This window comes from Bacteroidota bacterium (genome assembly GCA_026391695.1).
GTDB lineage: Bacteria > Bacteroidota > Bacteroidia > Bacteroidales > JAGONC01 > JAPLDP01.
The window spans coordinates 23,396-36,233 of sequence record JAPLDP010000088.1; the positions used below are offsets into that span (position 1 = coordinate 23,396).

Below are 12,838 nucleotides of genomic sequence, written 5' to 3' on the forward strand. Positions count from 1 at the left end.
TGCTTATTGCTGGTCTTCGACCAGGAATACGTATAATTCGCGTGGGCCATGAGCGCCCATAACGAGAGTTTTTTCAATATCTGCTGTCCGGCTTGGGCCTGTGATCACGGAGATCAGGGAGGGCAGCTTGTCGCCATACCTGGCCTTCATCTGATGAAAGGCCTGTTTAAGATCAGGCACCAATTGTGATGAATAGGCAATGATCATATGAATTTCCGGGTAAACATGTAACCGGCGTCCGGACTGTTGCCGCGAAGAAATCATGACACTGCCCAGACGGGCTATCAGATATTCACAACCTGTGATACCTATTGAGGTACTTAAAAACTCCTCTTCCTCTGAACTGAATGGTATTTCAGCTTTCTGCAAATATCCTTTGATAATATCCTCGCGACAAAAGACCTTCTTCCCTTTATATTCATTAACAATAAACTGCAGATTGTCCAGCAGATCCCTTTCATTTTCACAATACACGAACTTTCCGGATACACTGATAAATTCCTGGGCGAAAGCCACATCGAGTGATTCTTCAATTTCATTATAAACCGAAGATTCAAAGTCGACCGAAGGAAATGGATTATTTGTTTTCGTAATCAGTGCATTACGAATCCTTTTGAGGACTTTTTCTTTCGATGTGCTATCTTCCATAAAAATTATTTTATAGTGGGGTGTCAGTGGTGCTCACTGAGGGTTCATCTTTTCCGGATTCTGCAGGTACTTCTGCAGGTTGGTTCACCGATTCACTTTTCGGAACAGATTCATTTACAAGCTCTTTTGTATCCTTTCCCCAGGGCCGTTTTCCGAAAATCCGTTCCAGGTCTTCGCTGAAAATAACTTCCTTTTCGAGAAGCACCTGTCCTAATTTTTCGACCTTTACTTTATTTTTCCTGATCAGTTCAACAGCTTTGCGATAGGCTGTTTCGACAAGCTTGCTGACTTCGTGGTCGATGATTTCGGCAGTTTTTTCGCTATAGGGTTTAGTAAACGAATATTCCTGCTGACCGGTGGAATCATAATAGGAAATATTTCCGATTTTATCATTCAGGCCGAAGTATACCACCATGTTGTATGCCTGTCGTGTCACTTTTTCGAGATCATTGAGAGCGCCTGTTGACACTTTTCCGAAATGGACCTCTTCAGATGCACGTCCGCCCAATACGGCCGTCATTTCATCGAACATCTGTTCAAACGTTGTGATCTGGCGTTCTTCGGGCAGGTACCAGGCAGCGCCAAGGGCTTTGCCACGCGGGACAATGGTCACTTTCACCAGCGGGTGAGCATGCTCCAGAAGCCAGCTCACAGCCGCATGCCCTGATTCATGAAAGGCGATAACCTTTTTCTCTTCCGGTGAAATGATCTTGTTACGTTTTTCAAGACCACCGATGATGCGGTCAACAGCATCGAGAAAATCCTGTTTGCCGATGATCTTTTTACCTTTGCGTGCGGCAATCAATGCCGATTCATTACATACAGCGGCAATATCGGCACCGGAAAATCCGGGTGTCTGCTTGGCCAAGAATTCTACCTTCGCTGTATCATCGAGCTTTAAAGGTTTCATGTGCACTTTAAAGATTGCCTCCCTTTCCTTAATGTCGGGCAGTTCAACGTATATCTGTCTGTCGAAGCGTCCGGCGCGGAGCAGGGCACGGTCAAGGATATCGGCGCGGTTGGTGGCAGCCAGAATGATGACACCCGTGTTGGTGTCAAAACCATCCATTTCGGTGAGGAGCTGATTCAGGGTGCTTTCGCGCTCGTCATTGCCGCCGGTAATAGGATTTTTCCCGCGGGCTCTGCCTATGGCGTCGATTTCGTCAATGAAGATGATACATGGCGCTTTTTCTTTTGCCTGCTTGAAGAGGTCTCTGACTCTCGATGCGCCGACGCCAACGAACATTTCAACAAAGTCAGAACCTGAAATGGAGAAAAAAGGCACTTTGGCTTCTCCCGCCACCGCTTTGGCCAGCAGGGTTTTACCCGTCCCCGGAGGACCAACGAGTAAAGCACCTTTAGGAATTTTACCCCCCAGCTCAGTATACCTTGAGGGATTTTTCAGAAAATCCACTATTTCCATCACCTCCACTTTGGCCTCTTCCAGTCCGGCAACATCATTGAAATTAATAGCTACGGTGGTATCCCTGTCGAATAATTTCGCTTTGGACTTGCCTATATTAAATATCTGGCCGCCTCCACCACCGGCTCCGCGGCTCATCATCCGCATGATGAATATCCATGCTACGAGCAGCAGGCCAATAGGGAGCAACCATCCGAGTATATCGCCTCCCCAATTGCGTTTGGTCTTGTTGGTTATATAAATCGGGGTTGGCAGGGTTTCCTGTGTCTTAAGAACAAACTCCTCAAATGTCTCAGGAGAGGTGAATGTATATTTATACTGGTAGGCCGGGCCTCTGAATCCGGTGGATTTCAGATCCTTATATGGAGATTCATTCAGCTTTTCTTTCCTGATATAAATCTCAGCATACTCCTTGTTGATCACCACAATCTTTTCCACATCCTGGCTTTCCAACATCTTCTTCAGCTGGCCCTGGTCAATCTCTTTGGCATCACCCTGGAAATTGATGAAATACGTGCCAAAAAATATTATCGCCAGTATGGCATAAATCCAATAAAAGCTGAACTTCGGCTTGGTGCTTTTATTTTTTTGTAAACCTTGCGGATTATTATCTTCTGCCATTATGTCCTCTCTAATTCATTTTTAAAGTTAAGGGAATAAAATCACTCTTCAGACCGGTATTTTTTCATTTTTGCATCTGCCCAAAGTTCTTCAAGCCGGTAAAAAGACCTGGTCTTTTCCTGGAAGATATGTACGACAACATCCACGTAGTCAAGCAATATCCATTCTGCGTTTTCATAGCCTTCACTGTGCCAGGGATCGACACCAAGTTTTTTTTTAACTTCGCCATCGATGCTTTCGGCTATTGCAGATACCTGCGTTATGGATGTGCCATCACAAATGATGAAGTACTTGCAAACAGCGTTGGGAATCTTTTCAAGATTGAGGCCTAAGATATTCCGGCCTTTTCTTTTGTAAATCGCTTCAACAACAGCTTCCACTAAACTTCCGGTTTCATTATTTTTCTTGCCTCTGGCCATGTTTTTCTATCCGGTTTATTTGCAAAGTTACGTAATTATTAACTTACCAGACATGTATTTTGTTCAAAGACAGGGGAGAAATTGAAATTAATAATTAATAATCTGTTGAATGTTAGTTCCAGATGACTGTCATTTGAACAGGAGAGTGTCTATGCGCAAAATCTGTACCATAAAGATCACTACCTTTGCATGTGAGACTGTATGACATGGAATCACCGAAACAAGTAATAGGCCGGAAAATCTTTGAAATTGAGGAGGTTGATTCGACCAACAGGTACGCCCTCTCTTTACTTGAAAAGGAGTTGCTAACCGAAGGGACTGTCATTGTTGCTGGAAATCAGTTTGCAGGTAAGGGGCAGGAACAGAATATCTGGGAAAGTGAAGTCAATATGAATCTGACATTCAGCATCATCCTGTATCCGACATGCATCCCTGCCGAAAACCAGTTCCTGTTGAATAAAGTCATAGCGCTTGGACTGTTTGATTTCACTACCCGTTTCATTAACATGTCGGCTATACATATCAAATGGCCCAATGACCTTTACATTGGCGACCGGAAGGTTGCCGGTATACTGATCAATAATGCCATCATTGGGAATACATTTCTTTATGCTGTCGCAGGCATCGGTTACAACATAAACCAATTACATTTCAGGGGTGATGCCCCCAATCCTGTGTCATTACAAATGATAACCGGCCAGCATCATGACCTGAACGACTGCCTGGAACTTTTGTGTAATGATCTGAATAAACGATATATGCAACTAATACATGGGGAGTTGGAAAAACTGGATGGTGACTATCTGAAGCATTTGTACCGTTATGGCCGTTTTCATCCATACCGTTACCATGAGAGGCACATTCATGCCAAAATTACAGGTATGGATGAGTTTGGACGGCTCATGATTGAATGCTCCGATGGTCAGAAACTTACCTGTCATCAGAAAGAAATTGAATTTATTTTTACCGGTGGTTAAACCTGTCTTTCACAAATCTCTTTGAGCCTGTTTACCAAGATATTCAGAAAATTGGTTCGTGGTGTGGTGATGAGCATGCCCTGAAATTGTCATTCTATACGGGCTGTCCCCATTTTTCCGGATCCTCGCACCATTTTTTTAGGGTTTTCAGGTCGTCAGGTCTGATGTAATTTTCTTCCAGGGCTTTATCGATAAGATCACTGTAATTTGTCAGTGTGATGAGTTTGCAGTTCTCGCTCGCAAAATTATCTAGTGCTTTTTTAAGGCCATAAGTAAAGATGGCGACCATTCCTTTGACGCTGCAGCCTGCCTCACGCAGGGCCTGAACAGCATGAAGGCTGCTGCTGCCGGTAGATACCAGGTCTTCAACGACGACGACGGACTGGCCGGATTCCACATGACCTTCAATGACATTGCTGAGACCATGCGTTTTCTTCTCCGATCGCACATAAACAAAGGGCAGCCCCAGTTCCTGCGCCACCAGCGCACCCTGGGCAATAGCACCTGTGGCTACACCCGCTATCAGGTCGATGGTTCCAAATTCTTCATTGATCACGTTAACGAACGATTGGCGTATATATGTCCTGATTTTCGGATATGACAATGTGATGCGGTTATCGCAATAAACAGGCGATTTGATTCCGGAGGCCCATGTAAATGGCTCCTTTAGGCTCAGCTTAACAGCCTTGATCTGCAGCAGGTAGCCGCTTACTTTAGTGGAAATATCTACTCTTCGGTCCATCATGCTTACTTTAAAATCACTCAATGATTTTATTGCAACAAAAATATAAAATCATGCGGAAAAAATGGATTTATTAATTTTGTCTAAAATCCCATCCATGAAAAAAATCGTTGTCTTTCCAGGATCTTTTGATCCCATCACAAAAGGTCATGAAAACATCATTAAAAGGGCTGTTCCTCTTTTTGATGAAATCATCATCGCTGTCGGGGAAAATACCGAAAAGTCGCAGTACTTTCCTTTGAAAAAGAGAATGCTCTGGATTAAAAAAGTCTTTGAGAAATACCCGACCATTTCGGTTACAAGTTATAAAGGGCTGACAGTCACTTTCTGCAAAAAAGTAAAGGCCAGATATATTCTGCGTGGACTAAGGACATCTGCGGATTTTGAATTTGAGCGCAGTATCGGGCAGATCAATAAACAGATAGATCCTGATATCGAAACAGTATTTCTGCTGACGGCATCCGAATACACAGCATTGAATTCTTCCATTGTGAGGGACATATTGAGAAATGGAGGTGATGCGAGACCTTTCGTGCCAGAAGAGGTGGATTTCAATGATCAATGATCAGTATTTGTGGTTGAGCTTTTCATAAAAAATGAGAAGTTTACATGCCCATAGCGGCGCATATCCGTAAAACAAGGGTGTCCTGTAAAGTCAAAGCCTTTGGGATGTTCAAGTATCAATATGCCGCCTTCATTCAGAATGGCGGCTTTAAAAACTTTTTCTGGAATGGTTTCCAGCCCTGCCAGGTCATAGGGAGGATCGGCAAAAATAAGATCGAATTTTCCCTTCGACGATTTTATATACCGGAACACATCTGTTCTGATCACTCTGATGCTCCTGATATCCAAAGCCGATGACATAGTTTTAATGAATTGGGAACATTTGAAATGGAGTTCCACCGAGGTGACATCAGGGCATCCACGGGAGGCAAATTCCAGCGATATGCCGCCTGTACCGGCAAACAGATCGAGCACCTTACCGTTTTCAAAGTCGAACGAATTCGACAGGATATTGAACAGAGCCTCCTTAGCCTGATCAGTTGTAGGACGAACAGGAAGATTGTTTGGAGGGATGATCCTGCGCCCTTTGAATTTTCCGCTTATAATTCGCACAAATGAAAGTTTAATAAATTATAGTAACTATGTTTTGGCAAACTGTCAAAGACATGGCTGTAAACAAAGTCCTCATTCCTATCAATGAATTCAATATGACGGATATATCTGAACAGCATTTCAAACACAGCATCTTCTTTTGAAATTTCACCCATAATCTTTAACTGGACCTTCTCGGGATTCATTTTCAATTGTTCAAAAACAAAAATGAGATAGTAAATCAAATCCTCTTTGGTACTGTATTTAAATGAATTGCAAAAAAACAGCTGTTGATTTCTCAGATACATCACATCAAAAAAAGATGGACGTACATAGGTAAAAACAGTATCTTCCGTATCCAGGTTTTTAAATTTCATGAGAAGGATCTCAATCAGCGAGCTCGAAAAGTGATGAATGCCGGAGGAGGGGAAGAGTTCCTTAAGTGAATGTAAAAGGTCATTGGGCAAGGCAAATATATTATAAGCCTGGAGGTTCAATAATTTATCAGCCATCACTACTTCGTCAGCCAGGAGATCATGGTTAAAGGTAAGGTAGGACAGTTTCTTTTCCTCCATGTATAAGGGTTCAGGAATCAGTGTTGATTTCAAGGTTTCAGCAATGATCCCAACCTTTTCATAAGACTTTGAAAGCCATGGATTCTGCTGTATACAACTGGTGATTTGCTCCGCATAGGACTTTTTATATCCCGGTGTAAACTGATGATGGGCGACAGCTAAAAACAGGTTGGCAGAAGGATTCAGGATAGAAAAAGCAAGTCCCTCCGCACACAGCTGGATGGACAACCGGCATGTTTCGGTGTTTTCCTGATTCAGTGTTTCATCAGCAAAGAAAAAATCTTCAGTGAAAAAATCCGGCATAACAGCATAGTAATCACTACTCCCAGTTGCCGTCAGTTGTAACCTCTATCATAGAACCGACTTTTAAGCCCACAAACCGGTTTGTAGATGAGAGTTTATCATTCATATTATTGACCAACTGTGGATTGAGTCCGGTAAGAAACTGTTCATTCAGGGCTGACGCTTCAAAGACCTGCACCCTCACTTTGCTTCGTTCTATTTCGCCGGCATCAAGCTTGAATTTCTGGCCACTGGAGAACGGGATAACAGGAAGATCATTGATCCTGAAGCCCTCCCTTTTTGAGAATAACGAATCGTAGACCGGAATATAACCTATCGTATCCAGAATAGTCTTGGTAAAAGTGGTATCATTGGGATCCGGAATCATCTTGATGACAGGGATTTGTTCATTTTTTATAAAATCGAGCAGGGTGTCAAAGTTCGATGTGTACTTGCTATGTTTGGATTTATATGCTATTTCCGCGATCCGGATATCTTTAAGCCCCTGAACGACCTGTACCGATCGCATATCTTTTTCCCTGTTAAACCTAACAGGCTGCATCACACTCCTGTATACCAAATAAGCCAAAAGGATGATGATTATCGATAAACCGATCTGAATGATTGTATTTTTCATATTACACGAATATTATGGTATGCAAATTTAATTTTTTTTAAGAAATAAAATATTTTTTGCACGAATTTATAAGACAGCTTCCTCAAGTGACATTGAAGTTTTTATTGTATTCGAAAAAAAATTTGAAGTCTACGTGGAATTTTACTATATTAGCATGTAACTAAACAACCAAATATTATAAGGAGGGAGACTATGCCGACCTATATTTTGTTAACAAAATTATCGCCTGAAGTCCTGTCGCAAATGAAAGACAGGGCCAAGCTTGGCAGAAACTGGCTTGAACAGGTGAGAAAAAAATGTCCGGAAGTGAAATTCATATCACATTATGCCATTCTCGGCCAATACGATTTTCTGGATATTTATGAAGCACCCAATGAAGAAATTGCGACGAAAGTGTCGATGATCAGCCAGGCTAACGGAGCCTTTCATGCTGAAAGCCTCCTGGCTATACCCTATAAACGATTCCTGGAGCTGATAAAAGATATCTGACACAAGATCACCAGGCTGAATAATCGGGAATTTCGGTAAGGTATGCCCAGGATTGATTCTCGTAATCCATCCTGCAACAATAGTGTTCCAGGCCGTTTGTCACCATGACATATTTAACCTTCAGCGACAGATTGTATCGTACAACCTGATCAAATATATCCTGGTTGATCTTTACATTCGGTGATTTGCATTCAACCAGCATGACCGGCATGGTCAGATTATTGTAAACGACGATGTCGGTTCGTTTCAGTATCTGGTTTATCATCAATTTCTTTTCAACGGCAATAAGGGAACCGGGAACTTTCTTATAAATGAGCAGGTAATTCAGAACATGTTGCCTCACCCATTCTTCCGGGGTGAGAAGGACATATTTTTTCCGGACAGGGTCGAAAATTTTCTGTGTATCCCTGAATTCCTGATATCTGGGTTGATATGAGGGGAGATTCAGCTTAATCATGGGGGGTGACCGTCTTGTCCGGGGATTTTTCAGGTATTTGCCTGAAGGAACGGTTCTTCAGCAATGACTTGAGAGGCTGAATGATGCGCACCAGCAACGGGATATCATCGGTGACAATTTCGGCCTGTCCAAGCATTTTCTGGCTGAAGTCGAGTCTGATCCCGTAATTTGTGATCAATCCCTCAGGAAAAGACACCTCAACAAGATAGAAGTCCTTATCCGATGGGACCATCGACATATTATCAATGCGGCCTTTGACCATTCCGAATTCCATATATGGGTAATTATTGAACCGGATGTTGACAGTCTGTCCTGATCTCACCTTGCCGGCTCCCCGTGTGTTCAGCTCCAGCTTCCCGATGATACGGCTTTCCTGTGCTGGTACCACGGCCATCACCTCTTCACCCTCTTCAACATTTTGATTTTCATTCCAGTATTTATTGAAAGTGACTATTCCCTCAATTGGAGATTTCAAAATATAATCCTTTTCCCACACATCAATCTCCCCTGTGAGTGTTTCATAAGCTTCCTTAACGGCCAGCTGTAATTCCGACCGTTTCTGCTCTTGCTGTAACTGCTGATCCAGAATATTTTGCTCCAGCCTGGATATGTTTATTTTTATGTTGGCCAGGTTGGTTCTGGCTTCTTCAAATGCCAGCTGTTTCCCAAGGTAATCACTTCTGACTTTTTCCAGAACGGATACAGATACGGCAGCGCTGTCGTATAACCTAAGATATCTGTTGTATTCCTTCTCCATAAGAGCAAAGTCCTCTTCCAGGATGACCTTCTGACGGTACTGCCGTTCGTAATACATATTGTGCATGCTCAGCTCCTGCCTGAGTGACTGGATTTTCTTAGTGTAATAATCCAACCTGAGAAAATGCATGTACTCTTCATATTTAGTGACCAGTACACCGTAATAGGTTTGAATTCCACCGAGTATATAATCCTTGTGGAACATGCTGGTATCAATGACCGCTGTATGAAAACCGTTCAGGAAGTCCCTGAATTTTCCCAGGCTCTGTTTCAGTTGAAAAACATCCTGATAATTGGCAGGATTTTCAATAATGATCAGGACATCGCCACTACTGACAGGTTGTTCATCGGTTACAAGGAGTTTTTCGATCTTTCCATTTACGCGGGCAGCCAGAAAGGCAGGGGGATTTTCAGAAGTCACCTCGACAGAGGCGGTGATAAAATCAGGATATTTAAAAAACCAGCTGCTTGTGAGGATAGCTACGATCACGATGAATATCAGTGTAATACCTATACGCAGGAGTCTCCGTGGCGGTCTCCCGAGGATCTCTTCGATCTCCTCGCTGCGCAACTCTATGCGTTTCGTATTTTGTGATTTATCAGAGTTCATTAACTGCCCAGCTCCAATTGATTTTTAATCAGAAAATAGTATGCCCCGCGATTCTTAACCAGATCCTCATGAGTACCCTGTTCCAAAATGCGGCCTTTGTCGATCACCACGATCTGATCGGCATTTTTCACGGTGCTGAGGCGATGTGCAACAATGACAACGGTCTTGCCAACAAAGAAGTTCTGCAGGTTATTCATGATGACGGTTTCATTATTGGCATCGAGAGCATTGGTAGCCTCATCAAAAAACAGGTAGTCGGGATTTTTATATACTGCCCTGGCTATCAGGATACGCTGTTTCTGTCCCTGGCTCAGCCCGGTCCCTTCAGCACCTATCTTCGTGTTATATGCCAAAGGTAATGTCTCGATAAAATCCTGAATATTGGCCACTTTTACAGCATAAAGCAGTTTCTCCTTGTCGATATATTCATCACCTATGGCAATATTGCTGGCGATGCTGTCGGAGAAAATAAAGCCATCCTGCATGACCACACCGCAGGTGGAGCGCCACATGTGGTTACTCAGGTTACTGAGCCTGACATCGCTCACTTTTATTTCACCTGTCACCGGCCTGTAAAAACCCAGCAACAGTTTGATAAGCGTTGTTTTACCGCTGCCGCTCGGCCCCACAATAGCGGTCACCTTTTTCTCCGGTATACTCATGCTAATATCCTTCAGCACATGAGGTGAATGCGGTCCTTCATACTGGAAAGAGAGATCTGCGATATCAATAGATTTATTTTCAGGGATGATGGTAATACGGCTTTCGGCAGGGGTCTCCTCATCATCTTTCTGATGTATCTCGCCGAGACGTTCAAGGCTTATTTTAGCATCCTGCGCCGACCTCATAAAGCTGATCATCAGCTCTATGGGGCTGTTAAGCTGGCCAATGATATACTGAACAGCCACCATCATGCCAAGGGTCAGGCTGCCGTCAACAACACATTTGGCTGCTATGAAAGTGATAAGGATATTCTTCAGCTGGTTCAGGAATCCGGCTCCCGCCTGTTGGTACTGATTGATGGTTAAGCCTTTGATGTTGATCTTAAAAATCTTTGATTGTATCCTCTCCCATTCCCACCGTTTTTGTTTTTCACAATTATTCAGCTTGATCTCCTGCATACCATTGATGAGCTGGATAATATTGCTTTGATTTTCAGCCAGTTGGGCAAAACGCTTATAGTCCAGCTCACGGCGTTTTTTTATGAACAGGTAAACCCACACCACATAAAGGATGCTTCCAATAAGGAAGATGGCAAATATCTTCATGCTGTATATGGCCAGAACAAAGGCGAAGATGATGAATGAGAAGGTTGAAAATATGATATTCAGTGACGAACCTGTCAGGAATGTTTCAATGCGCTTTTGATCGCTGATGCGCTGCATGAGGTCGCCCACCATCTTGGTATCAAAAAATCCGATAGGCAGTTTCATCAGCTTTATCAGAAAGTCGGATACTAATGATATGTTCACACGGGTGCTGATATGTAATAATATCCATCCACGGATAAATTCCACCGATGTCTGGCTGATAAAAAGGACAAGCTGGGCGATAAGTATCAGTGTTATAAAGCTCAGGTCCTGGTTGTTAATACCAATGTCGACGATGGCTTGGGTGAGGAAGGGGAATATAAGCTGAAGTAGGCTTCCGAGTAAGATTCCAAGGATAAGCTGTGTGAAGAATTTTCGATATGGTTTCAGGTATGAGAATAAAAAGCTGAAGGTTTTCTTGTTGATTTTCTCATCCTCGGCGGCATAAAAGTCGGGCGAGGGTTCCAATAGCAGGCATACACCCTGCTCTTCTTCATCTTTCCGTGTGCTTATCCATCCACGTTTAAATTCTTCAGCGGAATATTTTATAAGACCGTATGCCGGATCGGCACAATAGACGATATTCTTTTTTATCTTGTAAACGACGATAAAATGGCGTTGATGCCAATGGACAATGACCGGCAGTGGTGCCTCGTCAGCCAGCTTTTTAAAGCTGATGCGCACTCCCAGTGTGCGAAATCCTATGGATTCGGCTGCATCGCTGGTGCCCAGCAACGACACACCTTCGCGTGTCAGATAGCTGCGGTCACGTAATGTCTGCAGGGAATAGTCCTTCCCGTAATATTTTGCAATCATCCTAAGGCACGTCGGACCGCAGTCCATCGCGTCAAGCTGCCTGTAAAACGGAAAATGGGCCATCTGATTTATTTACTTCTTGTTAACCAACCTGCAAATGTTTCAAACTATTCATGCCAAAATATGCTTCCTGTGTGGTTCATGCAATCATAAATGGTTAATTTTGCGACATATTCATTCATCGCATGAAGACCAAAGAAGATATTGTTAAAAACTGGCTTCCACGTTATACGGCAACTAAGCTTGAAGAGTTCGGAAAATATATCATATTAGTTAATTTCAGTCAATACCTGGAACTTTTTGCCGAATGGTACAATGTGCCCATACAGGGAATGGACAGGTCGATGCCGAGCGCTACTGCCGGTGATATCACGATTATCAAGTTCGGCATGGGTAGTGCCAATGCAGCCACAGTCATGGATCTGCTCGGGGCTGTTTCACCACTGGCATGCCTTTTCCTGGGTAAATGTGGCGGACTGAAAAAGAAAAATCAGCTGGGAGACCTCATTCTTCCTATTGCAGCTATTCGTGGTGAAGGTACATCCAATGATTACTTTCCGCCTGAGGTGCCCGCTCTTCCTGCCTTCAGCCTGCAAAAAGCCATTTCAACAACCATCCGCGAGTATCAGCATGACTACTGGACAGGAACAGTGTACACGACAAACCGCAGGGTGTGGGAACATGATGACGCCTTCAAAAAACAACTGCGGAAAACCCGATGCATGGCCATCGACCTGGAAACAGCCACGATCTTCATCGTGGGTTTCGCCAATGAAATCCCCACTGGCGCCCTGCTCCTCGTCTCTGATCAACCCATGATATCATCAGGTATCAAAACGGAAAAAAGCGATATGCATGTATCAGAAAATTTTGTCGAACTGCACCTGAAAATCGGTGTGGATTCTTTAAGACAACTGATAAATAACGGGATGACGGTGAAGCATTTGAGATTTTAATATGTCTGATATAGGCCTGGTGGCA

Annotated in this window: 14 protein-coding genes; 4 read left to right on the top strand and 10 right to left on the bottom strand. The window is 43.4% G+C overall.

Annotated features, from left to right (window positions below; all coding sequences use genetic code 11):
- Positions 1–3 precede the first annotated feature (3 nt).
- The 3 genes from NT175_13765 to rsfS are packed head-to-tail and all read right to left on the bottom strand — an operon-like array spanning position 4 to position 3,111.
- On the bottom strand, positions 4–648 hold the full coding sequence (locus NT175_13765) for an LUD domain-containing protein (GenBank protein ID MCX6235764.1): 645 nt from the start codon (positions 646–648) through the stop codon (positions 4–6).
- A 10-nt stretch (positions 649–658) separates the two neighbouring features.
- On the bottom strand, positions 659–2,692 hold the full coding sequence (gene ftsH, locus NT175_13770) for an ATP-dependent zinc metalloprotease FtsH (GenBank protein MCX6235765.1): 2,034 nt from the start codon (positions 2,690–2,692) through the stop codon (positions 659–661).
- A gap of 41 nt (positions 2,693–2,733) precedes the next feature.
- Positions 2,734–3,111, bottom strand: a complete 378-nt coding sequence (gene rsfS / locus NT175_13775) for a ribosome silencing factor (GenBank protein ID MCX6235766.1) — start codon at positions 3,109–3,111, stop codon at positions 2,734–2,736.
- A gap of 206 nt (positions 3,112–3,317) precedes the next feature.
- On the opposite strand from rsfS, the gene NT175_13780 reads away from it, so the two are divergent.
- Positions 3,318–4,088 (top strand): biotin--[acetyl-CoA-carboxylase] ligase, encoded by a 771-nt coding sequence (locus tag NT175_13780; protein ID MCX6235767.1) that lies wholly within the window; start codon positions 3,318–3,320, stop codon positions 4,086–4,088.
- 94 nt (positions 4,089–4,182) lie between these two features.
- Here NT175_13780 and pyrE read toward each other — a convergent pair whose 3' ends face one another.
- Positions 4,183–4,830: an orotate phosphoribosyltransferase gene (gene pyrE / locus NT175_13785; GenBank protein ID MCX6235768.1), complete on the bottom strand. Its 648-nt coding sequence runs from the start codon at positions 4,828–4,830 to the stop codon at positions 4,183–4,185.
- Positions 4,831–4,927: 97 nt separating this feature from the next.
- On the opposite strand from pyrE, the gene coaD reads away from it, so the two are divergent.
- Positions 4,928–5,395 (top strand): pantetheine-phosphate adenylyltransferase, encoded by a 468-nt coding sequence (gene coaD, locus NT175_13790; protein ID MCX6235769.1) that lies wholly within the window; start codon positions 4,928–4,930, stop codon positions 5,393–5,395.
- Here the strand turns inward: coaD and NT175_13795 are convergent.
- From NT175_13795 to NT175_13805, 3 genes are read right to left on the bottom strand one after another with little or no spacing between them, the layout of a single operon-like run.
- Positions 5,389–5,946, bottom strand: coding sequence for an RsmD family RNA methyltransferase (locus tag NT175_13795; GenBank protein MCX6235770.1), 558 nt, complete (start codon positions 5,944–5,946; stop codon positions 5,389–5,391). The two genes, coaD and NT175_13795, sit on opposite strands and share 7 nt — an antisense overlap.
- The gene (locus NT175_13800; GenBank protein MCX6235771.1) at positions 5,934–6,803 is read right to left on the bottom strand and encodes a DUF3822 family protein; all 870 of its coding nucleotides are present in this window, start codon (positions 6,801–6,803) and stop codon (positions 5,934–5,936) included. The genes NT175_13795 and NT175_13800 overlap by 13 nt, the downstream gene beginning before the upstream one ends.
- 16 nt (positions 6,804–6,819) lie before the next feature.
- Positions 6,820–7,419 carry a hypothetical protein gene (locus tag NT175_13805; protein ID MCX6235772.1) on the bottom strand — a complete coding sequence of 200 codons (600 nt, stop codon included), beginning with the start codon at positions 7,417–7,419 and terminating at the stop codon, positions 6,820–6,822.
- Positions 7,420–7,611: 192 nt separating this feature from the next.
- Between NT175_13805 and NT175_13810 the strand changes: the two genes are divergently transcribed.
- The gene (locus tag NT175_13810) at positions 7,612–7,908 is read left to right on the top strand and encodes a GYD domain-containing protein (protein MCX6235773.1); all 297 of its coding nucleotides are present in this window, start codon (positions 7,612–7,614) and stop codon (positions 7,906–7,908) included.
- Positions 7,909–7,915: 7 nt separating this feature from the next.
- On the opposite strand, the gene NT175_13815 is transcribed toward NT175_13810, so the two are convergent.
- From NT175_13815 to NT175_13825, 3 genes are read right to left on the bottom strand one after another with little or no spacing between them, the layout of a single operon-like run.
- Entirely contained in the window at positions 7,916–8,365 is a 450-nt protein-coding gene (locus NT175_13815; protein ID MCX6235774.1) for a type I restriction enzyme HsdR N-terminal domain-containing protein, read from the bottom strand.
- Complete coding sequence (locus NT175_13820) at positions 8,358–9,731, bottom strand: HlyD family efflux transporter periplasmic adaptor subunit (GenBank protein ID MCX6235775.1); 1,374 nt, start codon at positions 9,729–9,731, stop codon at positions 8,358–8,360. Before NT175_13820 ends, NT175_13815 begins: the two co-directional genes overlap by 8 nt.
- On the bottom strand, positions 9,731–11,920 hold the full coding sequence (locus NT175_13825) for a peptidase domain-containing ABC transporter (GenBank protein MCX6235776.1): 2,190 nt from the start codon (positions 11,918–11,920) through the stop codon (positions 9,731–9,733). The genes NT175_13820 and NT175_13825 overlap by 1 nt, the downstream gene beginning before the upstream one ends.
- A 122-nt stretch (positions 11,921–12,042) precedes the next feature.
- Between NT175_13825 and NT175_13830 the strand changes: the two genes are divergently transcribed.
- On the top strand, positions 12,043–12,813 hold the full coding sequence (locus tag NT175_13830; protein ID MCX6235777.1) for an AMP nucleosidase: 771 nt from the start codon (positions 12,043–12,045) through the stop codon (positions 12,811–12,813).
- Positions 12,814–12,838 lie beyond the last annotated feature (25 nt).